We start from the raw sequence: 21,809 nt of genomic DNA, 5'->3' as shown, positions 1-21,809 counted from the left end.
CCTCGAAGGAGCACATCCACCATGACCACCCCGGCCATCGCGGCGCACGGGCTGCGCAAGTCCTACGGCGACAAGATCGTGCTCGACGGCGTCGACCTGACCGTCCCCGAGGGAACGATCTTCTCCCTGCTCGGCCCGAACGGGGCCGGCAAGACCACCGCCGTCAAGATCCTCTCCACCCTCATCACCGCCGACAGCGGCCAGATCAGTGTCGCGGGCCACGACCTGGCCACCGCGCCGCAGGCCCTGCGCGCCGCTATCGGGGTCACCGGGCAGTTCTCAGCCGTCGACGGGCTCATCACCGGCGAGGAGAACATGCTCCTCATGGCGGACCTGCACCACCTGCCGAGGAGCGAGGGGCGACGGGTCGCCGCCGACCTCCTGGAGCGCTTCGATCTCACGGAGGCGGCGAAGAAGCCCGCCTCCACCTACTCCGGCGGCATGAAACGCCGCCTCGACATCGCGATGACGCTCGTCGGGAGCCCGCGCGTCATCTTCCTCGACGAGCCGACCACCGGCCTCGACCCCCGCTCCCGCCACACCATGTGGCAGATCATCCGCGAGCTGGTCACGGGCGGCGTCACCGTCTTCCTCACCACGCAGTACCTGGAGGAGGCCGACGAGCTCGCCGACCGGATCGCCGTGCTCCACGACGGCCGGATCGCCGCCGAGGGCACCGCCGAGGAACTCAAGCGACTGATCCCCGGCGGCCACGTCCGGCTCCGCTTCTCCGACCCGGCCCTCTACCGGTCGGCCGCCGCCGCACTCCTCCAGGGCACCCTCGCCGACGCTCCCCTCCGCTCGCGCGGGGGCACCGCCGACGACGACGCCCTGACCCTGCGGATCCCCAGCGACGGCTCCCAGCGTGACCTGCGCTCCGTCCTCGACCGGCTGGACGCCGCCGGCGTCGAGGCCGACGAACTGACCGTGCACACCCCCGACCTCGACGACGTGTTCTTCGCCCTCACCGGCGGCACCGACATCCCCGCCCAGGCCAAGGAGGCCCTGCGATGAGCTCCCTCTCCCTCGCCGTCCGCGACTCGACGACCATGCTGCGCCGCAACCTGCTGCACGCCAGGCGCTACCCGTCGATGACGCTGAACCTGCTGCTCACACCGGTCATGCTGCTGCTGCTCTTCGTCTACATCTTCGGAGACGCGATGAGCGCGGGCCTCGGCGGCGGCGCCGACCGCTCCGACTACATCGCCTACCTGCTGCCCGGCCTGCTGCTGATGACGGTCGGATCCACCACCATCGGCACCGCGGTGTCCGTCTCCAACGACATGACCGAGGGCATCATCGCCCGCTTCCGCACGATGGCGATCCACCGCGCGTCGGTGCTCGTCGGGCACGTCATCGGCAGTGTGGCGCAGTGCCTGATGAGCGTGGTCCTCGTCGGCGCCGTCGGTGTGGCCATCGGTTTCCGCTCCACCGACGCCACCGCCCTGGAGTGGCTCGCCGCCTTCGGTCTGGTCACGCTGTTCGCCCTGGCGCTCACCTGGATCGCCGTCGGGATGGGCCTGGTCAGCCCGAACGCCGAGGCCGCCAGCAACAACGCGATGCCGCTGATCTTCCTCCCGCTGATCTCCAGCACCTTCGTGCCGCTGCACTCCATGCCGGGCTGGTTCCAGCCGATCGCCGAGTACCAGCCGTTCACCCCGGCCATCGAGACCCTGCGCGGACTGCTCCTCGGCACCGAGATCGGCCACAACGGATGGCTCGCCGTGGCCTGGTGCGTCGGGCTCGCGGTGCTCGGCTACTTCTGGTCCACCTCGAAGTTCAACGGCGACCCGAAGTAACCGCCGTGGCAGCGCGGGCAGCCACCCGCACCCCGCACCAAGGGCGGCGTACACCGACAGGGCGTCGGAGTACGCCGCCCCGTTCGTGTGTCACTGCTCGCGTCGTGTCACCGCTCGGGCGCGGTGTGTCCGTCGCCGGTGATCGCCACGCCGATGTTGCCACCGGCGGCGATGGCACGGGGGGCCGAGGCCGTCACCGTCACGCCCCGGTTCTCCTGACGCGGCAGCAGAGCCGTCAGCTCGCGTCGCAGTTCCTCGTCCTCGCGCAGGGCCCGTTTGATCTGCTGGCGCAGGGCCGCCGACGCGTCCTCGTCGTCGGGTTCCGCCGCTGCGTCCGCCACGGCCGCGCCCAGCTCGGCCCGCCCCCGCTCGTCACGGTGGTGCCACGCCGCCGTCAGCATCCGGCGGCCGATGTCCGCCGTCGTCTCCACCGCCGCGCGCTCCACCGGGGTCAGCGCCCCGGTGCCGTACACGGCCACGGCCGCCGTCAGATACGGGCCCGCCCGGCCCACCAGTTCGGCGATCTCCGTACTCATCCTCAGCCCCTCCGCATGTCGGGATTCCGGCGGCACGGGCCACATCCCGCAGCCCCCGTAGGTCGGAAACGCCCGGACGCGGGACCCCGGTTCCAGAAACCCTCGGTCCCACCAGCCCTCGCCCCTGGCCTCCGGCTCCACGAGACCCCGTTCCACCGGCGCCCCCGCCCCGTGCGGGCTACCGCCTCAGTGCCCGGTACCGCTTCAGCAGGGCCGACAGCTTCTCCGGGTCCTTGCCGCCGTTCAGCTCTCTCAGAAGGTCGTCGGGGCAGAGTTCATAGAGGTCGCCCCACCAGCCCCGGCGGCGGTGGTCGTAGATGCGGTAGCCGCCGGGGACGCCCCGGGCGACGTAACGGCGTTTGCTCACTCGGCCTCCGGTGGGGGTGTCAACGCCTCCTCCTCCAGCAGGCGTTCGGCGATGTCGGCGGCCCAGGACTGGGCCCACCGGCGGAGCGACATGGTGGCCTGCTCGTCGAGGCCCTGGCGAGCGAATTCCCGGTCGTCGAGCCACTCGGTGGCCTCCAACCGGGACTGGAGGTCGGCGAGATCGAACGTGGAGGCGGTGGCGGAGGTGTGGCGGCGGGCCAGCTCCTCCAGTTCGGGGACGGTCCAGTGGGCGGCGGCCGCGTGGACCGTGACGAGGTCGCGGGCGGTGTTCCGGTCGGAGAGGGCCCGGACCTTCGTACCGACGACGTCCTCCACGGAGAGGGTCGGCCCCAGCGACGTCTCGACCGCGGGGTGCCACAGGGACTCCTTGAGGAGGTCCAGGGTGCGTTCCTCCGCCGTCGTCGGGTCGGTGACGAGAAGGCGGGCGGAGAGCGGGGTGCCCTCCGCCTCCTCCACGAGCCAGCCGCGTCCCGCCAGCCCGGTGCGGACGGCGCCGGCGATCTCGTCCATCGGGGCTGGGTGTTCCGTCGCCATCTCCAGCAGGCGGCCCGGCGGGCGGCTCTCCGTGAGCCCGTGGGCCCGTACCGCGTGGTCGCCGGTCACGGCCAGGGCGTAGGGGGCGCCGACGGCCAGGATGTCGGTGAGGAGATGAAGGACCGGGTCGGGAGGGGCCGGCTCGGGAGGGGCCGGCTCGGGGAGGTCGTTCACGCGCGGGCCTGGGGAAGGGTGGGGGAGGGGGCCATGGACATGGATTATCACGGCTCTCGGGCTCTTCCCCTGTCATCTCCCCGGTTCATCTTGGCCCTGGCCCTTCGAACGCCCTGATGCCGTGACCGGGCGTCGGGTGACCGGTGGGGCCAGACTGGAAGGAGTGGCGGAGCTGCCGGAAGGCCCCGCCCGAGCACTCGTGGAGGTCGGCATGAGGGCGGTCACGCGGACGGACGTACCCGTCGAGATCGAGGGCGACGGCGTCGAACTACGGATGCAGGACATCGGCGGGGACACCGACGTCGCCTTCGTCCGGCTCCCCAAGGGCGCGAACATGGGCCCGGTCCTGAAGGCCGAGCCCGACGGCCTGTGCCAGGTCCCGCACTGGGGCTACATGTTCAAGGGCCGGCTGCTGATGCACACCAGGGAGGGCGACACGACCTACGAGGCGGGCGAGGCCTTCTACTGGGCGCCCGGCCACGTACCGGAGGCCCTGGAGGACTGCGAGTACGTGGACTTCTCGCCCCGGAAGGAGTTCGAGGAGGTCATCGGACACATCAAGGCGAACCTCGGCTGACCCCCACTCACCACCGGCCGAGGAAAGCGCACTTGGAGGCAACTTTTCCCTGAACGGCGACCACCCATGAGTCGGAACTCCCCTCACGGGGGCTCCACACGAACCGCGTGTTCACCCGAACCACGTGTTCACCCGAACCACGTACGTTACGTAAGGACTCATCCGTGGCTTCTGCCTCCTCGCGCCCGTCCCACCGCCGGTCCCTCCGCAAGCGCCGTGCCCTCGTGGTCACCGCCGCAGCCGTGGCCGCAGGTGTCGGCGCCGGCGTCCTCGTGATGAACGCGGGCGCCAGTCCCGCGGACCTCTCCCACCAGGTGCTGCCCGCCAAGGACGGGTGGGCGGCCTCCGGGGCCGGTACGACCGGCGGTACGAAGGCGGACGCGGCGCACACCTTCACGGTCTCGACCCGCGCCCAGCTGGTGAAGGCGCTCGGCGCGCAGACCGACACCACCCCCCGGATCATCAAGGTCAAGGGCACCATCGACGCCAACACCGACGGTGCGGGCAAGAAGCTGACCTGCGCCGACTACGCCTCCGGCACCGGCTACTCGCTCCCCGCGTACCTCAAGGCCTTCGACCCGTCGACGTACGGCAGGAAGGCGCCGTCCGGCACCCAGGAGAACGCCCGCAAGGCGGCAGCCGAGAGGCAGAAGAAGAACATCGTCTTCCGGGTGCCGTCGAACACGACCATGGTCGGTGTCCCCGGCACCAAGGCGGGGATCAAGGGCGGCAGCCTCCAGGTCCAGAACGTCCGGAACGTCATCGTCCGGAACCTGACGTTCGCGGCGACGGAGGACTGCTTCCCGCAGTGGGACCCGACGGACGGCTCGTCCGGCGAGTGGAACTCCGCCTACGACTCCGTCACGCTGCGCGGGGCGAGCAACGTGTGGGCCGATCACAACACGTTCACCGACAGCCCGACCTTCGACAAGTCGCTGAAGACGTACTTCGGCCGCAAGTACCAGATCCACGACGGCGCCCTCGACATCACCAACGGCTCCGACCTCGTGACCGTCGAGCGGAACCTCTTCTCCCACCACGACAAGACGATGCTGATCGGCAGCAGCGACACCGACTCCAAGGGCAAGCTGCGCGTCACCATCCACCACAACGTGTGGAAGGGCATCGTCCAGCGCGCGCCGCTGGCCCGCATCGGGCAGGTCCACCTCTACAACAACGTCTACGACACGACGACGCTCAACGGCTACGCGCCGAGGTACAGCATCGACTCCCGTGCCAAGGCTCAGGTGGTCGCCGAGCGCAACGTGTGGAGGATCCCGGCGGGAGCGAAGCCCGCGAAGCTGCTGAGCGGCGACGGCACGGGCTCCCTCGCCGGGACCGGCAACGTCGTCAACGGCACGGCGACGGACCTCGTGGCCGCGTACAACGCAGCGAACTCGAAGAAGCTGAGGACGACGGTGAACTGGACGCCGACGCTGACGGCGGGCCTGGAGACATCGGTGAAGAACCTCCTGACCGACCTGACCACCACCGCGGGCGCAGGGACCCTCACCTGAACCCACCGAACGTGCCTCCGCCCGGCCACCCTTCTCCGATGGCGGGGCGGAGGCACCGGGGGAGCCGGCGGGCGGTGCGACAGCCGACGCGTCGTGGCTACCCGGCGACGAACTGGGTGAGGATCGCCTGGACCTCGTAGATGTCCACGCCCTTGGTGAACGTCTTCTCGATCGGTTCGTGGCTGCCGGACAGCCAGATCTTCAGCTCGGCGTCGAGGTCGAAGTGACCGGCCGTCTCGACCGAGAAGTGCGTGATGCTGCGGTACGGGACGGAGTGGTACTCGACCTTCTTGCCGGTGATCCCCTGCTTGTCGATCAGGATGAGACGGCGGTCGGTGAACAGGATGGTGTCGCGGATCAGCAGGAACGCGGCGTGGACCTGCTCCCCGTGGCCCAGCAGACGTGCGTAGTCCTGCTGGGCCTTGCCGGGATTGACGGTGTGCGCGTTTCCGAACAGTGCCATGTCCCGAGAGACGCGGGACCAGCCCCAGAGGGTTGCTCCCGGCCACGCACCGCTGTCGACTTCTACCGCTCTGTGAAGATGTCCTCGGCGGCCGGGACGGTGGCGGCACGGCGGAGCCGGCGACACAGGATCTCGGGGTCACCACAGCCGGTGATACGCTCCCGCGCCGCGTTCCAGCTCACTCGCGCACTGCTTTCAGGGCCTCCTCGAGTACCGCGCTCAGCTCACGGAGCGCTTCCCGCGCCACGTCCGGATCTTCATGCTCCAGATTGCTCTCCGCCCGGGCGTACCGGGTGGAGAGGTCGGGGCGGCGGGCGATTTCGATCTCCTTGGCCCAGATCAGGACCCAGCTCCGTACCGGGCTGAGTGATTGCCACTCGACCTCCGGCCTGCCGGAAGAGAACGGGACAGAACGGGCTCAGGAAGTGGTGGAGAGGGCAGCGCCGCAGTCACGGCAGAGTCCTGGGGTCGGTGAGCGGAAGCCACGGTCGCAGCCGTCGCAGTTGTGCATCCGGTACACGACGGTCGGCGCGGGTGAGGGCTCGCGGAACGGTGGCAGGGGTGGGAGCTGGGTGGCCAGGCGATGGGCCAGGAGGGCTGCCGGGCGGTGGAGGGGTTCGTCGGGGAGGTCCGCGGTCAGCGCGTGGCGTACGGCTGTGGCGGCGATGTCGCGTTCCAGCCAGGCGACGACGCCCGGCGCGAGGTGTTCGGCGTCGGTCTCGGAGAGGAGGAGGCGGGGGTCGCGGCGGCGGAGGCCGGCGAGCACGTCGACGGCCGTGGCGAGGAGGTCGGGTGAGGAGTAGGCGGGCTGGGGGACGGCGGGGAGGCGTTTGCGGGGCGGGCGCTCGTCCGGGGAGGTGCGACGGGCGGGCTTCCGGGGTGTGTCGGCCTCTGTCGTCGTGCCGTGGTGGCCTGGCTTGTTGCAGGAGACGGTGCGGGTGACGATCCGGCCGCCGGGGACGCGTTCGCGGGTGCGGCGGAGGTAGCCGTGGGCTTCCAGTTCGCGCAGGGCGGCGGCGATACGGGCCGGGCCCTCGGGGAAGCGGGCGGCGAGGCTCTTGATGTCGGCGGGGGCGCCGGTCGGGAGCGACTGGATGTGCGTGGCGAGCCCGATCGCCAGCAGTGACAGTTCCGGGTGCTGGGCGAGGTGGTTGCCGATCACCGTGAAGCGGGTGGTGTGGCGGGCGTTGTCGTGGATGACGCCGCCTGGGGTCTTTCCGTGGGGGGCGCGGTACCGGTCTCGGTTCGGTTGAGGGCCCTCTTCCGTCTGGCGGGGGTGGATTTTGCCCGCGGTACGGGACTGGGCGCGCGGGGGCGCGCTAGGGTTTTGCGTGTCCATCGGGAAGCCCAATCTTCCTCGGTGGTCAGGCCCTCGCCATTGGGATTGCAGTCCCGGCGGGGGCCGTCGCATGTCTGCGGTTGTTGGTTCGGATGTCCGCTGCGGATGCGTGCTGTTGATGCTCGCTGCGGATGTCCGTGGTTGTGGTGTGCCGCGCTGAGCGTAGGCCAGACAACCGGTCCCGAATCCAGCTGAGTTGGCGATGTTCACTCGCGGGGGTGAGTTTGCGCCGCGTGCGGGAGGGAGGGGTGGGGCTTGGTTGGGTTCTTTCTCTCCCGTGGTCCTTAGGAAAGGGCGCCGACACCACCGAAGCTTGGACCACTGGGTTGCGGTGTCACCTGCGGTTGGGCAGGCAGGAGGGCGATTTCGGCCCACCTCCCGGTTCGTCGAAGCCAGCACCGGGAGACACCCCCACGACGACGCAGGGGACCGGTGACGCCGTACGACGTCGCCGGTCCCCTGCTCTCCGAAGCCTGGAGGAATTATTACGCCGGGGTGCCGCCGAAGCGCTCCTTGTACGCCTCCAGGTCGTCCTCCGTCAGCTTGGCGAAGAGGACGGGGGGGACGGTGAAGGGGGTGCCGGCGGGGATCGAGGTCAGGGACCTGGCCTGTTCCGGGGTGACCCAGGTGGCGGTGTCGTCCTCCAGGGCGAAGGCGCCGCGCATGGCGGCCGAGGAGGTCGGGATGAAGGGCTCGGAGACCACCGCGTAGAGGTGGATGAGGTTCATCGCCGTGCGGAGGGTGAGGGCCGCGGCCTCCTGGTCGGTCTTGATCTCCAGCCAGGGCGCCTTCTCCTCCAGGTAGGAGTTGCCCGCCGACCACAGCGCGCGCAGCGCCGCCGCCGCCTTGCGGAACTGGAGCGCCTCCATGTGCTCCTCGTACTCCGCGAGGAGCCGCGCGATCTCCTCGCCCAGCTTCGCCTCGGCCTCACCGGCCGCCGCACCCGCCGGGACCGCGTCGCCGAAGCGCTTGCGGGAGAAGGACAGCACGCGGTTGACGAAGTTGCCGAGCGTGTCGGCGAGGTCCTTGTTGACCGTGGCGGTGAAGTGCTCCCACGTGAAGGACGAGTCGTCCGACTCGGGCGCGTTGGCGATCAGGAAGTAGCGCCAGTAGTCCGCCGGGAGGACCTCCAGGGCCTGGTCGGTGAAGACGCCCCGCTTCTGCGACGTCGAGAACTTCCCGCCGTAGTACGTCAGCCAGTTGAACGCCTTGACGACGTCGACCTTCTTCCACGGCTCCCGGACGCCCAGCTCGGTGGCCGGGAACATCACGGTGTGGAAGGGGACGTTGTCCTTCGCCATGAACTCCGTGTAGCGCACGTCGGTGTCGACGTCGAACCACCAGGACTTCCAGTCGCGGTTCTCCGGGTCCTGGTCGGACCACTCCTTCGTCGCCCCGATGTACTCGATCGGCGCGTCGAACCACACGTAGAAGACCTTGCCCTCGGCGGCCAGCTCCGGCCAGGTGTCCGCGGGGACCGGGACGCCCCAGTCCAGGTCACGGGTGATCGCCCGGTCGTGCAGGCCCTCGGTCAGCCACTTGCGGGCGATGGACGACGCCAGCTGCGGCCACTGGTGCTCGTGCGCCGCGACCCACGCCTCGACCTCGTGCTGAAGCTTCGACTGGAGGAGGAACAGGTGCTTGGTCTCGCGGACCTCCAGGTCCGTGGAGCCGGAGATGGCCGAGCGCGGCTCGATCAGGTCGGTCGGGTCCAGGACGCGGGTGCAGTTCTCGCACTGGTCGCCGCGGGCCTTGTCATAGCCGCAGTGCGGGCAGGTGCCCTCGACATAGCGGTCCGGGAGGAAACGGCCGTCGGCCGGCGAGTACACCTGGCGGATCGACCGCTCCTCGATGAACCCGTTCTCCTTGAGCTTGCGCGCGAAGTGCTGCGTGATCTCCACATTCTGCTCGGACGAGCTGCGGCCGAAGTAGTCGAACGCGAGGGCGAAGCCGTCGTAGACGGCCTTCTGCGCGTCGTGCGCCTGCGCGCAGAACTCGTCGACGGGGAGGCCCAGCTCCTTCGCTGCCAGCTCCGCCGGGGTGCCGTGCTCGTCCGTCGCACAGATGTACAGGACGTCGTGGCCACGCTGGCGGAGGTACCGGGAGTACACGTCCGCCGGGAGCATGGACCCCACCATGTTGCCCAGGTGCTTGATCCCGTTGATGTACGGAAGGGCGCTGGTGATGAGGTGTCGAGCCATCGGGGGATGCTCCCAGGTCGGTCGATTTCGTAAGGCGTGAGTCTTGAAATCCTAGCCGACATGGGGGTGCCGCCCGCCTCCCGTTTTGCGGGGTGGGAAGCGGACGGCACGGGACGTCCCGGTGAGGGGCGTGATGGAGGGTTACGGGGGGTTACGGGCGCCAGGCGGCCAGGATGCCCTCGTAGACCTCGGCGTCGGTCAGCTCGCGCGGGGTCTCGCCGGCCAGGAAGTGCGAGGCGTTGCCCGTCTTGAGCTTGCGGAGGTAGTCGAACGCCTTGTTCTCCGGGTCGCCGAAGGCGACGAAGGCGAAGTGCACGCCGGGGTGGTTCTTCGCGGCGTCCGTGAGTGCCTGGGTGGCGGGGGTCTTCGCGTCCGGGGCGCCGTCCGTCTGGAAGACGACGAGGGCGGGGGCGGTGGGGTCCGCCGACTTCTGGTGCTGGGCGAGGACCTCCTCGACGGCCGCGTGGTAGCTGGTGCGGCCCATGCGGCCGAGGCCGTTGTGCAGCTCGTCGACCTTGTTCTCGTGCTCGGCGAGGGTGAGTTCGCCGGTGCCGTCGAGCTCGGTGGAGAAGAAGACGACGGGCACGGTGGCCTCGGGGTCGAGGTGGGCGGCGAGGGCGAGGGTCTGCTCGCCGAGGGCCTGGGCGGAGCCGTCCTTGTAGTAGGGGCGCATCGACGCGGAGCGGTCGAGGACGAGGTACACCTTGGCGCGGGCACCGGTGAGGTCGTGCTTCTTCAGGACGGTACCGGCGGTCTTGTAGGCCGTGGAGAGACCGGGGGCGCTGGAGCGGACGCGGGTGGCGGGGGTCGCGGGGAGAGCGGCCGCAGCTTCGGATTCGGCTTCGGATTCGGCTTCGGCCTCGGCGGTGGCTGCGGTCTCCGGGTCGTCTGCGGTCTCCGGGGCGTCCGGGGATGCGACGGCGTCCGTGGATTCGGGGGCGTCGGCGGGTTCGGGGGTGTCGGCGGGCTGCGTGGGCTCACCGGCTGCCGCCACGACCTCGGGGGCGGCCTCGGGCTCGGGTGCCTTCACTGCCTCCGGCTCGGGCGCCTTCTCGGTTTCGGGCTCGGGTGCCTCGACGGCCTCCGGCTCGGACTCCTCCGCGACAGGGGCCGCCTGCGGCTCCGCCTCGGCGGCGACCTCAGGCTCCGAGGGCTTGGCGGCGTCGGCCTCCGCCTCGGGCGCGGACTCGACCTGCGGCTCCGCCTCGGCGGCAACTTCAGGCTCCGAGGGCTGGGCGGCGTCGGCCTCCGCCTCGGGCGCCGCGTCGGCCTCCGCCTCGGGGGCGGCGACCTGCGGTTCCGTCTCGTCTGCGGCCTCGGGCGCCTCGGCCGCCTCGGGCGCGGCGTCGGACTCGACCTCGGGCTCCTCGACCTGCGGCTCGGCGTCGGCCTCCTGCGCGGCCGCCGGCTCCGCCTGGGCCGCGGGCTCACCCTTCGCAACGGGCTCCGCGGCGGACTCCGTCTTCGCCTCCGGCTCACCCTCCGCGACAGGCTCCGCCTCGGCCTCGGTGGCGGTCTCCGTGACCGCCGGCTCCGCCTCCGCGACCGCCTCGGTCTCCCGAGCGGCCACCTTCTCGGCCTCGGCGGTCTCCGTGTCGGCCTCGGCGGTCTCCGGGGTGGCCTCGGCGGTCCCCGGGGCGGCCTCGGGCGCAGCCTCCGCCTTCGGCTCGGCGGCTGCCGCGACGGCGTCCGCCTCGACCTGCGCCTCTTCCTCTTCCTCTTCCTCTTCCTCTCTCTCGGCCTTCTCCGCCGCGACCGGCTCCTCGGTCTTGGCCTCAGCCTCGGGCTCCGCCACCGGCGTACCGGCAACGGCAGCCTCGGGCCCTCCGTCGGCTACCTCGGCAGCGGCCTTCGCGGACCCCGCCTCGGCCACCTCTGCCTGGGCCTTCGCAGACTCGGCTTCGTCCTTCGTCTCGGCCGCCGCACGCTCAGCCTCGGCTTCCTCCGCCTTGGCCTCCGCGGGCTCCGCCTCGACGACCGGCTCGGGCTCCGCGATCACCTCGGCCTTGGCCACGGCCTCGGGCTCCGCCGTCGGCGTCCCGGCCTCGGCCGCCGCGGGCTCCCGCTCCTCCGTCCGCGGCTTCGGCACTGTCACGTTGTCGAAGGCCGCCGAGACCAGCTCGTCGGCGACGGACGAGGCCGGCTTGGACCCGGCCCCCTGGGCCGGAAGCTTCGGCTCGACCTGTTGCGAGGAGCCCCGCTCCTCATCCCGCTCGGCCTCCCGCAGGGAACCCGGCTCGGTGGTGGCTGATTCGGCACTCCCCTGGGGGTCCGTGGTCGTCGGCTCTGTCGGGGAGACCCGCTCCGCCTCCTGCGAAGGGACCGTGTCGCGCCCCTTGCGTGAGCGGGAGAACGCGTTCCGCAGGAGAGAGAGAATGCCCATGTGCGCAACCCTTCGCGTGAGTTGTAGCCCGTCAATCCCTGGCCAGGACGGACACGTAAGGTTAGCCGCCGCGATTGGCGATCTTGGGGTGGGGCGGGAGGTTTCACTAACCCCGCGACTGGGAGCTGTCAATACCGCCCCAACTGCCGTGGGTTCACCTGCCGTTCACTCTCCGTCCCCGTTCTCGAACACACGCGCCCCTAACGTCGCGCTCACACCAAAGGCACATAAGAGGGAGCGCAACGTGCGCAAGCTGCTGCCCATGATCGGCTCGCACCCCGGCGGCCGTTCCGCCATGACCTGTCGGTTCCGCTGTGGTGACGCCTGCTTCCACGAGGTGCCGAACGCCAGCGCGAACGAGTACGTGGGCGACGTGATCGCCTCCGCGCTCAGCCGCCGGTCCGTGATGCGTGCCGCCGCCGTCGTCACCGTGGCCACCGCGGCCGGTACGGCGACGACGCTCGGCACCGCCCCGCAGGCCGCCGCGGCCGGCGCCGGGACCGCCGCCACCACCGCCACCACCAAGAGCACCCCGAAGCCCAAGGCGGCCCGTGGCCTGCGGTTCGACGCCGTCGCGCCCAACACGGCGGACACCGTGACCGTCCCCGGGGGGTACCGGCAGAACGTCGTCATCCGCTGGGGCGAGCCCATCCTGCGCGGTGCCCCGGCGTTCGACCCGGAGAAGCAGACGGGCGCGGCCCAGGCCGGGCAGTTCGGCTACAACAACGACTTCCTCGCGCTGCTGCCGCTCCCCGGCGAGCGCGGCCGCAAGCTTCTCGTGGCCAACCATGAGTACACCGACGAGGTGCTCATGTTCCGTGGCTACGACCCCGCCAACCCGACCCGCGACCAGGTCGAGGTCGCCTGGGCCGCGCACGGTCTGTCCGCCGTCGTCGTCGAGGAGGACCGGCGGACCGGCAAGCTCACCGCCGTGCCCCGGCACCACCTCAACCGGCGGGTCACCGCCACCACCGCGTTCCGGCTGACCGGCCCCGCCGCCGGCTCGGACCTCCTCAAGACCTCCGCCGACCCGACCGGCCGCACGGTCCTCGGCACGCTCAACAACTGCTCCGGCGGCACCACCCCCTGGGGCACCACGCTGCACGGCGAGGAGAACTTCAACCAGTACTTCGCCAACAGCGGCCGGCCCACCGACAAGCGGTACGGCATCGGCACCGGCGCCACCGAGCGCAAGTGGGAGCGGTTCGACAAGCGGTTCGACGTGGCCCAGGAGCCGAACGAGGTGCACCGTTTCGGGTACGTCGTCGAGTTCGACCCGTACGACCCGACGTCCACGCCGCGCAAGCACACCGCCCTCGGCCGCTTCAAGCACGAGGCCGCGACCATCCGGCTCACCGCCGACGGCCGTCCCGTCGTCTACTCCGGTGACGACGAGCGTTTCGACTACTTCTACAAGTTCGTCAGCAGCAAGCGGATGAAGAAGGGGACGGGCCGCGCCGTGCGCGAGTACAACCTCTCGCTGCTCGACGAGGGCACCCTCTACGTCGCCAAGCTCACCGGTGACTCCCCCGCCATCGAGATCGACGGCACGGGCAAGCTCCCGGCCGACGGCGAGTTCGACGGCAGCGGCGAGTGGATCCCGCTGGCCACGGCGACCGCCGAGGGTGCCGTCTCCCACGTCGAGGGCATGACCGCCGACGAGGTCTTCGTCTTCACGCGGCTCGCCGGTGACAAGGTCGGCGCGACGAAGATGGACCGCCCCGAGGACATCGAGCCCAACCCGGTCACCGGCAAGGTCTACGTCGCCCTCACCAACAACTCCAACCGCGGCAAGACCGGCTTCGCCGCCGCCGACGAGGCCAACCCCCGCAACGCCAACAAGCACGGCCAGGTCCTGGAGCTCACCGAGCGCTGGAACCGGCCCGAGAGCACCCGGTTCGCCTGGCTGCTGTTCCTCGTCGCGGGCGACCCGGACGACCCGGCGACCTACTTCGCGGGCTTCCCGAAGGACGACGTCTCCCCGATCTCCTGCCCGGACAACGTCGCCTTCGACCCGTACGGCAACCTGTGGATCTCCACCGACGGCAACCAGCTCGGCTCGCACGACGGTCTCTTCGGCGTGGCGACCAAGGGGGAGCGGCGTGGTGAGCTGAAGCAGTTCCTGACCGTGCCGAGCGGCGCCGAGACCTGCGGTCCGATCATCACCGACCGCCGTGTCCTGGTCGCGGTGCAGCACCCGGGCGAGCTGGACGGGGCGTCCGTCGAGAACCCGCAGAGCACCTGGCCCGACGGCCCCGGCAAGATCGTCCGCCCGGCGGTGGTCGCGGTCTACCGCGCGGACGGCTGCGACATCGGCGTCTGAGCCGGAGGCGGACCCTGTCCGTGCAGATGCGAACGCGGGCCGTCCTCCCGGTGGGGGGACGGCCCGCGGTGCGTCGCCGTGCGGCTCAGGGCGCCAGGCAGCTCACGCCCGGCGCGGCGGCCGGGTCCAGCAGGCCGGCCGGGTCGAGGAGGGCGGCCGGTTGGGCCAGCTCGGCGACACCGGCGGGGGTCTCGGCGAGGCAGGTGACCGTGGCCGCCGGGTCCGGGATCGCGTGGGCGGCCGGGGCCAGGGCGCCGGCGAGGGCGAGGGTTCCGAGCAGGACGGTGGCGGTGCGCCGCATGGCGAACATCCCCTTGTCAGAAAGGAAGTGAATCGTCCGGTTGGACGGATCCGATCATGACGCTTTCCGCCTGCGAACTCTCCTCCCGTCACCCGTGCGGGGCGGGCGTAACGATTCAGCGCCCTGCGCCGGGTTGACCGCCCCGCCCTCGCCGCGCGCCACGACGGCGTCCCGCTCAGTCACGGAACCAGCGCGCGGCGTCCCCGTCGGGCGGTGAGGTGATCGTCCGGGCCGCCGCGACCTCCTGCCGCAGTGCCTCCAGGACGCTTCCCGGCGGACCGCTCAGGTCGGACCGCACCTCGTAGAGGACGTCCGTCCTCCGCAGCCCCTCCGCCAGTTCCCGCAGTTGCAGGGAGACCTGCTCGACCTCGGCGGCGGACGGCGGCCGCGCCCCCTGCTTCACCCGGACCCTGGCCGCCGTCGTCGCGTCGACGATCCGCTCGACCGCCACCACCAGCGGCCACCAGGCCGCGGCCCGCCGCCCCGTCGGCGGCGGTTCGGTCAGGGCCCGCTGGAACTCCGTGCGGATGGCCGACAGGTCCCGGTAGAGGCGGCGGCGCTTCCGGGCACGCCCCGTGGGGTCGTCCGCGCCGGGCCCGAAGACGTGTTCCACGTACGCGGCGGTGTCGGCGACGGCGTCCGCGAGCCGCGCCCCGACGCGGGCGTGCCAGCTCTCCGGCCACAGCAGATAGCCCGCGACGAGGGCGATGCCGCAGCCCACCAGGGAGTCGACGAGACGGGGCACGAGCAGGCCGGTGCCCTGGTGGTTGAGGATGTCGGAGAGCAGCAGGATCACGGGGGTGATGGCGGCGGTCTGGTAGCCGTAGCCGCGGGGGGTGAAGACGGGGATGAGCGGGGCGAGGCACAGCATCACCGGCACGTCCCACCAGCCGCGCGGGACCTCCGCGAGGATCGCCGCCGCGACGACCAGGCCGACGACCGTGCCGAGGGCCCGCAGCAGCGCGCGGGAGAACACCGAGCCGAAGTCCGGCTTCAGGACGAAGGTGATGGTCAGCGCCACCCAGTAGGAGCGGGGCACGGCGACGAGGGAGACCAGCGCCTGGGCGATGCCGATGCACAGGGCGAGGCGCAGGCCGTAGCGCCAGGACGCGGCGGACAGGGCCACGTCGCGGGCGGCCCGTGCGGCGCGCACCCGTAGTGGCGCGGTCCGGCCGAGGTGGTCGTCGGCCCGGGTCAGCGCGTCCGGCGACCCCTCGGTGACGACCTCGGCGGCGTGCCGGAGCGCCTGGTCGACCGCCTTGCCGGTCTCGCTCGTCGGCGTGGGCAGCCGCAGCCCCAGCGGCCCGGTGTAGCCGGTGTCGACGGCCTCGGCAATATGGCGGACGGCGGTGGGGATCTCGGCGGGCAGCGGGCGCCCGGAGAGGCGTACGGCGGGGGCGGCCTCGACGAGCGGGGTGACCGCGTTCAGCTGGGCGAGGAGCCGGACCAGGTCGGGGCTGCGGCCGTGATGGCGGGCGCGGCGGGCGAGGATCAGGTCATAGGACTGGTTGAGGGACTGGGTGACCGCGTGCCGGGCCGTGTCGTAGGCGCCGGTGGTGTCGGCGGTGGTCGCGGCGAGCAGGTCGGCGACCTTGCGGTAGGTGTCGGCGACGGAGGCGCGTTCCGGTACGCCGGCCCTGAGCGGCCAGGCGAGGAGGGCCTGGACGAGGACGAGGAGGCCGCCGCCGGTCATCAGGAGGGGGGCCAGCCACCAGTCGCCCGGCATCGGCAGACCCGCGCCGACCACGGAGTTGAGCAGGAGCAGCAACCCCGACACGGAGGCGACGGCGCCGATCGTCGAGATCATCCCGGAGACCAGCGCGACCCCGGTGAGCGCGGCGACGGTGACCCAGCCGTGCCCGTACACGAGGGAGCCGAGGGTGATGCCGATCGCGCTGAACACCTGGGGGACCGCGATGTTCAGCAGCCGCATGCGGTACGCGTCCGCCGTGTCGCTGATGACGCCCGACAGGGCGCCCATCGAGGCGAGGGCGCCGTACTCGGGGCGCCCGGCGGCGAGGCCGAGGGCGAGCGGCAGGGTCAGGGCGACCGCCGCGCGGGCCACGGCGGGCCGGTTGACGGGCGGCGCCTGCTGGGGTTGGAGATTGCGGACCAGCCAGTCGGGCGGGGTCAGGCCGAGGGCGAACGGGCGGGGCATGCGGCCATTATCACCGCCGGAGATCGCCCGATTATGTGAAGTTTTTGGTGGGCTGGGGACGGCGAGTGCGTGCTGTGCCCCTCGCCTCCCGGGGTCACTTCCGCTGGTGGAGGGTCAGGTCGGCGACCACCGCGTTGTGGTCGGTGCCGCGCAGCTTCAGGAAGCGGGTCTCGCGGGCGGAGAAGTCCTTCGAGGAGACGAGGACGTGGTCGATCTGCGCGCCGAACCTCGGGGTGGTCCGGGAGGGCCAGGTCGCCCGCCGGTCGTCCCCGGTCAGCCGGGCGGCGTCGCCGAGCCCCGTGTCGAGGAGGTCACGGAAGGCCGCGTGGTCCTGGGTGGCGTTGAAGTCACCGGCGACGATGGTCGGGGTCCTGGTGTCGGCGGCCGCGTACGCGCGCAGCGCGCCGAGTTCCCGCCGCCAGGTGCCGACCTGGCCGGCCAGCGGCGGCATGGGGTGCGCCAGTTGCAGCCGTACGCGGTGGCCGTCGACGTCGGCGACGGCGCCGGGCATGCCCATGGTGCCGGGGATGGGGTCGGTGCCCTTGAGGGGGTGGCGGCTGAGGATGACGGAACCGTCGGAGCCGTAGCCCTCGACGGCCCGGCGGTAGGGGTAGGCGGGCTTGTCGCCGCTGAGGTCGCCGAAGGTGTCGCGGAGGGTGGCCGAGCAGGTGGCCTGGCACTCCTCGACGAACACGATGTCGGGGCGCTCGCGCTTCACGGCCTTGACGAGGGCGGCGGTGCCGTCGCCGAAGTGCACGTTCGAGGTCATGACCCGGAGCTGGGCGAGGGCCGGACCGTCGGGCGCGGTCGTCTTCCCGTACGGCTCGATGTACCAGGCGAGCGCGCCCAGCAGCACCACGCCCCAGGTGACGCCGGTCCAGGAGCGGGCCAGGGCGAACAGGAGCAGGGCGAGGCCGGTGGGGGCGAGCAGCCAGGGCAGGAACGCGAGGAGCTGGGGGACCGGGGTGAAGGCGTCGACACCGATCAGCCGGCAGACGACGACCGTGGTCACACCGAGCAGCAGCAGGAAGGCGAACCCCTTCTTGCCGCCGTGGGTGGCCCGGCGGGTGGTGACCGGCTCGGGCCGCTCCATGGTCGTGCTCTCCAAGGCCGGCCTTCCGTTCGCCCGCGGTGGTTCTGTGCTCCTCGTTCAAGGATGCTCCTCGTTCAAGGACGAGGTGGAGGGGCCGAAGGTTGCGCGGGCACCAGGGGCCGGGCGCCCGGCCCCGTCGGGCCGGGGCGGTACGGCGGTACCGGGGGCGGGGTCGTCCGCCGCGTCGGGTCAGGCGCGCCTCTCCTCCGGGGCCGTCGCGAGGGACCACATCACGAAGACCGAGGCGGCGATGACGATGACCGACCAGACGGGCGCGTACGGGAGGAACATGAAGTACGCGATGGCGTAGAGGGACGCCAGGGCGATCCCCACGCCCCGTGCCCAGTCCCGGCCCTGGAGGATGCCCCAGCCGGCGAAGGCGACGACGGCTCCGAGGACGAGATGGATCCAGCCCCAGGTGGTGAGGCTGAACTCGAACACGTAGTCGCCGATGTTGGTGTAGACGTCGTCCGTGGCGATCGCCGCGATGCCGTTGAGGATGCCCAGCACCCCGCCGACCATCATGAGGACACCGGCGAAGACCGTGCCGCCGATGGCCCAGGAGGTACCGGAGTGCCGTCCCTGCGGGGGCGTCGGCGTCGAGATGGTCTGGTGGCTGTGGGCGTTCGAACGCGGCTCGGCGCTGTGCTGGGCCATGGGAGGGCCTCCTCAGAAGGGCGGACAGCTCACCCGCATGCTCACGCGGGGCGGGGGGCGCCGCATGCGCTGTAGGCCGAACGGGTGAGGGGCCCCGGGCTCGGTCAGCCGGGCCGAGCCGGGCCGGGAAGTCCTCCAGCGCTCAGTCCAGCCGGGCCAGGAAGCCCTCCAGGGCCTTGTTGAAGGCGTCCGGGCGTTCCAGGTTCGGCAGGTGGGCCGCGCCGTCGATCACCTGGAGGACCGAGTCGGGCAGGGCGGCGTGCATGGCCTCGGCGTCCGCGACCGGGGTGTACTCGTCGTCGGCGCCGACGACGACCAGCGCGGGCACGGCGACGCGGGTCAGCAGGTCGTTGTAGTCGGGGCGCTCGGCGCGTCCGCGCAGGGCCGCCGCCGCGCCCTCGGGGTCCGTCGCCGTCATCATGTGGTGCACCTGCGCCGCGACCTCCGCGTCCGCGTACGGCGCGACCATCCTGTACAGCACCTCGTCGGCGTACCCGCCCATCCCCTCCCGCAGCAGCCGGTCGGCCGTCGCGTTCCGCGCGCGCCTGCCCTCCTCGGTCTCGGCGGTCGGGAACGTGTCGGCGAGGACGAGACCCCGGACGCGGTCCGGGAACAGCCGGTAGTACTCCATGGCGATCTGGCCGCCCATGGACAGGCCCGCGAGGACGACGTCGCGTACGCCCAGGTCGTCGAGGAGCGCCGCGATGTCCTCGGCGAAGACGGACAGCGGGGTGAGGCCGGGAACGACGGGGGAGGCGCCGTAGCCCCGCAGATCCGGGGCGATGACCCGGCGGGACGCGGCGAACGCGGTGAGCTGGGGCCGCCACATCGTGCGGTCGAAGGGGTGGCCGTGGACGAGGACGAGAGGGAGCGCCGACGGGCTCGCTTCCCCTTTGTCCTCGTATGCGAGGAAGGGTGCCATGCGTTCGACCCTAGGTCGCCCCAACTCCTCGGTGCAATAGGATCTTTGCCCTCGGTGCAATGGGGGCGGCCCACCGAGGGGAGGGAGGGCCCGGACATGGTGAGCGACTACCGGCGGATCGCCGACCGGATCGCGGAGGAGATCGCCGCCGGGCGGCTGCGCCCGGGGGACCGGCTGCCGCCGCAGCGGGTGTTCGCCCGGCGGCGCGGCATCGCCGGGTCCACGGCCGGGCGCGTGTACGGGGAACTGGTGCGGCGCGGACTGGTGGTGGGCGAGGTCGGCCGCGGCACGTTCGTACGGGCGGCGCCGGCGGGGGCGGGGGCCGGGCGGGCGCTGGCGGAACCGGTCTCCTCGGCGCCGGTGAACATGGAGCTCAACTACCCGTCCGTGCCCGGTCAGGCGGAGCTGCTGGCGGCCGGCCTCGCGCCGCTGCTGCGGACGGACGTGCTGGGGGAGGCGCTGGGCCTGGTTCCGGCGAACGGTACGGGCGCGGCGCGCGAGGCGGCGGCCGGGTTGCTCGCGGTGCCCGGCTGGCATCCGGAACCGGACCGGTTCCTCTTCACCGGCAACGCCCGCCAGGCCATCGCCGCGGCCCTCGCGCACCTGGTCCGGCCCGGGGGTCGCGTCGGCGTCGAGTCCCTCACGTATCCGCTGGTCAAGGAGATCGCCGGACGGCTGGGGGTGACGCTGGTACCGCTCGCGACGGACGGGCACGGGCTGCGGCCCGACGCGGTGGCCGCGGCGCACCGGGCGGCGCCCCTGTCGGCGGTGTACGTGCAGCCGACCCTCCACAACCCGACGTCCACGACGATGCCGCACGAACGCCGCGCCGAACTGGCCTCCGTGGTGAGGGAGTTGGACCTGCCGGTGGTGGAGGACCGGATCTGGGCGTTCCTGGCGGGTGCGGGTGCGGGTGCGGGTGCGGGTGCGGGTGCGGGTGCGGGTGCGGGCGAGGGCGAGGGCGAGGACCAAGGCGGTGCTGCGTTGCCGTTGGCGGCGTACGCGCCGGAGCGGGTGTATGTCGTGGACGGGCTGTCCAAGCGGGTGGCGCCGGGGCTGACCGTCGGGTTCCTCGTGGTGCCCGGGGGGCGGGCCGGGGAGGCCGGGGACGCGCTGCGGTCGGGGGGATGGGCCGCGGGGAGGTTCGCCCTGGAGGCGGCGGTGCGGTGGATCTCGGAGGGGACGGTCGCCCGGCTGGTCGCCGCGAAGCGCGAGGACGCGGCGGTCCGGCAGCGGCTCGTGCGCGAGGGCCTCGCCGGGTTCGCCGTACGGGGGGACGCGCGCGCCTACTACGCCTGGTGGGAACTGCCGGAGCCCTGGCGGGCCGACACGTTCTGCGCGGCGGCGGCGGAACGCGGGGTGGCGGTGACACCGGGACCGGCGTTCAGCGTGCCCGCCGTCGCGTCGGGGGCGTCGGTGGCATCCAGGGTCAGCCCCTTCAACTGCGTCCGGCTGGGACTTGCGTCGGTGGGTCCGCGGGAGCTGGCGGAGGCGTTGGCGGTGCTGCGGGACGTCGCCCGAGGAGGCCGGTGAGCCAGGCCGCGGCGGCCACGGTGGCACCGAGGGCGAGGAGGCCCCAGGTGACGGTGCGCAGCGTGGCGGTGAGGGCGTCGTAGACGGCGCCGGCGGCCGCCGGGGAGACGTCCGGCGGCAGGTCGGCGAGGGTGAGATGACGGCCGAGGGCGACGGCGACCCCGAGCAGGGCCCCGCCGAGCGCCGTGCCGAGCCCCGTCGCGCACACCGCGCGGCGGCGCCGGGTGGCGATCAGGATCCCCGCCGTGGCCAGTACGAGCGCACCGACCGGCAACCAGAACGCGGCGACTTCGAGCATGCGATACCCCTTCCGCAGCTGGACGAGTTCCTCCGCCGACAGCACCGTGACCTCGGTGTGCGCGACCGGGATGCGATGGGCGAACGGCACGTGGTCGCGGGCGAGTTGACGCTTGACCCGTTCGCCGACCGGCGCCAGGTCGAGGGTCACCGGTTGCGCCCCGTGCCCGCTGCCGCCGGCGCTCTGCGCGCGGACCGCCCGCAGCACGGCGTCGTGGGCCGCCCGGTTGGCCGTGTCCCATGCCGTGCGGAACGCCTCGGTCCGGGTGAACGACCGGGCCGCGTCGTGCGTGAAGGCCCGCACGGGCTCGCGCAGCGGAGGCCGGACCCGCACCTCGCGCATGATCCCGGTGGTGACCGCGTCCGCGAGGGCCTCCCGTACGTCGGGGTCGGCGGCGAGCGGCGCGGTGACGGCCTCATAGCGGGCCCGGTCGCCGAGCTCGTACGTCGCCCACGCGGCCAGCGCGCCCACCGGGGCGAGCAGGCAGGCGAGCAGGATCAGCGCGGTCGACAGGGGGCCGCGAGCACGAGGGAACACCCCCTCAGGCAAGTCCCCCGGCGGCGCCCGCGCGAGCGCTGACGCCAGGTCTGACTGCGAATGGCCCCCCAGGACAA

At 72.2% G+C, this 21,809-nt stretch carries 19 protein-coding genes and 1 pseudogene; 6 read left to right on the top strand and 14 right to left on the bottom strand.

All coding sequences use genetic code 11. The features are described 5' to 3' along the window. Positions 1-21: 21 nt before the first annotated feature. Positions 22-1,014 (top strand): ATP-binding cassette domain-containing protein, encoded by a 993-nt coding sequence (locus tag SMA5143A_RS12015; RefSeq protein ID WP_107462944.1) that lies wholly within the window; start codon positions 22-24, stop codon positions 1,012-1,014. Beyond that, on the top strand, positions 1,011-1,799 hold the full coding sequence (locus SMA5143A_RS12010) for an ABC transporter permease (RefSeq protein ID WP_107462943.1): 789 nt from the start codon (positions 1,011-1,013) through the stop codon (positions 1,797-1,799). The genes SMA5143A_RS12015 and SMA5143A_RS12010 overlap by 4 nt, the downstream gene beginning before the upstream one ends. A 107-nt stretch (positions 1,800-1,906) precedes the next feature. Here SMA5143A_RS12010 and SMA5143A_RS12005 read toward each other — a convergent pair whose 3' ends face one another. The 3 genes from SMA5143A_RS12005 to SMA5143A_RS11995 all read right to left on the bottom strand — a co-directional run bounded on the left by SMA5143A_RS12005 (position 1,907) and on the right by SMA5143A_RS11995 (position 3,358). Continuing rightward, positions 1,907-2,335: a hypothetical protein gene (locus SMA5143A_RS12005; protein ID WP_107462942.1), complete on the bottom strand. Its 429-nt coding sequence runs from the start codon at positions 2,333-2,335 to the stop codon at positions 1,907-1,909. 178 nt (positions 2,336-2,513) lie between these two features. Then, positions 2,514-2,702 carry a hypothetical protein gene (locus tag SMA5143A_RS12000; protein WP_055538270.1) on the bottom strand — a complete coding sequence of 63 codons (189 nt, stop codon included), beginning with the start codon at positions 2,700-2,702 and terminating at the stop codon, positions 2,514-2,516. Beyond that, complete coding sequence (locus SMA5143A_RS11995; protein ID WP_375136482.1) at positions 2,699-3,358, bottom strand: nucleotidyl transferase AbiEii/AbiGii toxin family protein; 660 nt, start codon at positions 3,356-3,358, stop codon at positions 2,699-2,701. The genes SMA5143A_RS12000 and SMA5143A_RS11995 overlap by 4 nt, the downstream gene beginning before the upstream one ends. A 283-nt stretch (positions 3,359-3,641) precedes the next feature. Here SMA5143A_RS11995 and SMA5143A_RS11990 point away from each other — a divergent pair, with 283 nt between their 5' ends. Continuing rightward, positions 3,642-4,007 carry a hypothetical protein gene (locus tag SMA5143A_RS11990; RefSeq protein ID WP_107463146.1) on the top strand — a complete coding sequence of 122 codons (366 nt, stop codon included), beginning with the start codon at positions 3,642-3,644 and terminating at the stop codon, positions 4,005-4,007. A gap of 164 nt (positions 4,008-4,171) precedes the next feature. Further along, positions 4,172-5,524, top strand: coding sequence for a pectate lyase family protein (locus SMA5143A_RS11985; protein ID WP_107462940.1), 1,353 nt, complete (start codon positions 4,172-4,174; stop codon positions 5,522-5,524). 97 nt (positions 5,525-5,621) lie between these two features. Here SMA5143A_RS11985 and SMA5143A_RS11980 read toward each other — a convergent pair whose 3' ends face one another. The 5 genes and pseudogenes from SMA5143A_RS11980 to SMA5143A_RS11960 all read right to left on the bottom strand — a co-directional run bounded on the left by SMA5143A_RS11980 (position 5,622) and on the right by SMA5143A_RS11960 (position 11,910). After that, positions 5,622-5,987: a PH domain-containing protein gene (locus tag SMA5143A_RS11980; RefSeq protein WP_107462939.1), complete on the bottom strand. Its 366-nt coding sequence runs from the start codon at positions 5,985-5,987 to the stop codon at positions 5,622-5,624. Positions 5,988-6,165: 178 nt separating this feature from the next. Continuing rightward, positions 6,166-6,369 (bottom strand): annotated as a pseudogene (locus SMA5143A_RS43815) (hypothetical protein); the annotation flags it as partial. A gap of 36 nt (positions 6,370-6,405) precedes the next feature. Next, a complete protein-coding gene (locus SMA5143A_RS11970) occupies positions 6,406-7,326 on the bottom strand; it encodes a helix-turn-helix domain-containing protein (RefSeq protein WP_107462938.1) in 921 nt (306 codons plus the stop codon). A gap of 485 nt (positions 7,327-7,811) precedes the next feature. Then, a complete protein-coding gene (metG, locus tag SMA5143A_RS11965; RefSeq protein WP_107462937.1) occupies positions 7,812-9,527 on the bottom strand; it encodes a methionine--tRNA ligase in 1,716 nt (571 codons plus the stop codon). 151 nt (positions 9,528-9,678) lie between these two features. Beyond that, positions 9,679-11,910 (bottom strand): VWA domain-containing protein, encoded by a 2,232-nt coding sequence (locus tag SMA5143A_RS11960; protein ID WP_107462936.1) that lies wholly within the window; start codon positions 11,908-11,910, stop codon positions 9,679-9,681. 244 nt (positions 11,911-12,154) lie between these two features. Between SMA5143A_RS11960 and SMA5143A_RS11955 the strand changes: the two genes are divergently transcribed. Then, complete coding sequence (locus tag SMA5143A_RS11955) at positions 12,155-14,233, top strand: PhoX family protein (RefSeq protein WP_107462935.1); 2,079 nt, start codon at positions 12,155-12,157, stop codon at positions 14,231-14,233. Between the two features lie 85 nt (positions 14,234-14,318). On the opposite strand, the gene SMA5143A_RS11950 is transcribed toward SMA5143A_RS11955, so the two are convergent. From SMA5143A_RS11950 to SMA5143A_RS11930, 5 genes are all read right to left on the bottom strand, one after another. Then, positions 14,319-14,534, bottom strand: a complete 216-nt coding sequence (locus SMA5143A_RS11950; RefSeq protein WP_107463145.1) for a hypothetical protein — start codon at positions 14,532-14,534, stop codon at positions 14,319-14,321. Between the two features lie 175 nt (positions 14,535-14,709). Further along, positions 14,710-16,692, bottom strand: a complete 1,983-nt coding sequence (locus SMA5143A_RS11945) for an FUSC family protein (RefSeq protein WP_107462934.1) — start codon at positions 16,690-16,692, stop codon at positions 14,710-14,712. Positions 16,693-16,786: 94 nt separating this feature from the next. Beyond that, complete coding sequence (locus tag SMA5143A_RS11940; RefSeq protein WP_107463144.1) at positions 16,787-17,785, bottom strand: endonuclease/exonuclease/phosphatase family protein; 999 nt, start codon at positions 17,783-17,785, stop codon at positions 16,787-16,789. Positions 17,786-17,974: 189 nt separating this feature from the next. Then, complete coding sequence (locus tag SMA5143A_RS11935; RefSeq protein WP_099966695.1) at positions 17,975-18,442, bottom strand: DUF7144 family membrane protein; 468 nt, start codon at positions 18,440-18,442, stop codon at positions 17,975-17,977. A gap of 142 nt (positions 18,443-18,584) precedes the next feature. Continuing rightward, positions 18,585-19,364 carry an alpha/beta fold hydrolase gene (locus SMA5143A_RS11930; protein WP_107462933.1) on the bottom strand — a complete coding sequence of 260 codons (780 nt, stop codon included), beginning with the start codon at positions 19,362-19,364 and terminating at the stop codon, positions 18,585-18,587. 99 nt (positions 19,365-19,463) lie between these two features. Between SMA5143A_RS11930 and SMA5143A_RS11925 the strand changes: the two genes are divergently transcribed. Further along, a complete protein-coding gene (locus SMA5143A_RS11925; RefSeq protein ID WP_107463143.1) occupies positions 19,464-20,897 on the top strand; it encodes an aminotransferase-like domain-containing protein in 1,434 nt (477 codons plus the stop codon). Here SMA5143A_RS11925 and SMA5143A_RS11920 read toward each other — a convergent pair. Next, a complete protein-coding gene (locus SMA5143A_RS11920) occupies positions 20,803-21,732 on the bottom strand; it encodes a hypothetical protein (RefSeq protein ID WP_107462932.1) in 930 nt (309 codons plus the stop codon). The genes SMA5143A_RS11925 and SMA5143A_RS11920 overlap by 95 nt on opposite strands. Positions 21,733-21,809: the final 77 nt, after the last annotated feature.

It is taken from the genome of Streptomyces sp. MA5143a (assembly GCF_900290235.1).
Classification (GTDB): Bacteria; Actinomycetota; Actinomycetes; order Streptomycetales; family Streptomycetaceae; genus Streptomyces.
This window is presented reverse-complemented; position numbering and strand designations above follow the sequence as displayed.

Excerpts from the sequence above, each read along its gene's own strand:
- SMA5143A_RS12010 (WP_107462943.1), top strand. The coding sequence starts at position 1,011 with ATGAGCTCCCTCTCCCTCGCCGTCCGCGACTCGACGACCATGCTGCGC.
- SMA5143A_RS11990 (WP_107463146.1), top strand. The coding sequence starts at position 3,642 with ATGAGGGCGGTCACGCGGACGGACGTACCCGTCGAGATCGAGGGCGAC.
- SMA5143A_RS12005 (WP_107462942.1), bottom strand. The coding sequence starts at position 2,335 with ATGAGTACGGAGATCGCCGAACTGGTGGGCCGGGCGGGCCCGTATCTG.
- SMA5143A_RS11960 (WP_107462936.1), bottom strand. The coding sequence starts at position 11,910 with ATGGGCATTCTCTCTCTCCTGCGGAACGCGTTCTCCCGCTCACGCAAG.
- SMA5143A_RS11950 (WP_107463145.1), bottom strand. The coding sequence starts at position 14,534 with ATGCGGCGCACCGCCACCGTCCTGCTCGGAACCCTCGCCCTCGCCGGC.
- SMA5143A_RS11970 (WP_107462938.1), bottom strand. The coding sequence starts at position 7,326 with ATGGACACGCAAAACCCTAGCGCGCCCCCGCGCGCCCAGTCCCGTACC.
- SMA5143A_RS11935 (WP_099966695.1), bottom strand. The coding sequence starts at position 18,442 with ATGGCCCAGCACAGCGCCGAGCCGCGTTCGAACGCCCACAGCCACCAG.
- SMA5143A_RS11980 (WP_107462939.1), bottom strand. The coding sequence starts at position 5,987 with ATGGCACTGTTCGGAAACGCGCACACCGTCAATCCCGGCAAGGCCCAG.
- SMA5143A_RS11940 (WP_107463144.1), bottom strand. The coding sequence starts at position 17,785 with ATGGAGCGGCCCGAGCCGGTCACCACCCGCCGGGCCACCCACGGCGGC.
- SMA5143A_RS12015 (WP_107462944.1), top strand. The coding sequence starts at position 22 with ATGACCACCCCGGCCATCGCGGCGCACGGGCTGCGCAAGTCCTACGGC.
- metG (WP_107462937.1), bottom strand. The coding sequence starts at position 9,527 with ATGGCTCGACACCTCATCACCAGCGCCCTTCCGTACATCAACGGGATC.
- SMA5143A_RS11945 (WP_107462934.1), bottom strand. The coding sequence starts at position 16,692 with ATGCCCCGCCCGTTCGCCCTCGGCCTGACCCCGCCCGACTGGCTGGTC.
- SMA5143A_RS11930 (WP_107462933.1), bottom strand. The coding sequence starts at position 19,364 with ATGGCACCCTTCCTCGCATACGAGGACAAAGGGGAAGCGAGCCCGTCG.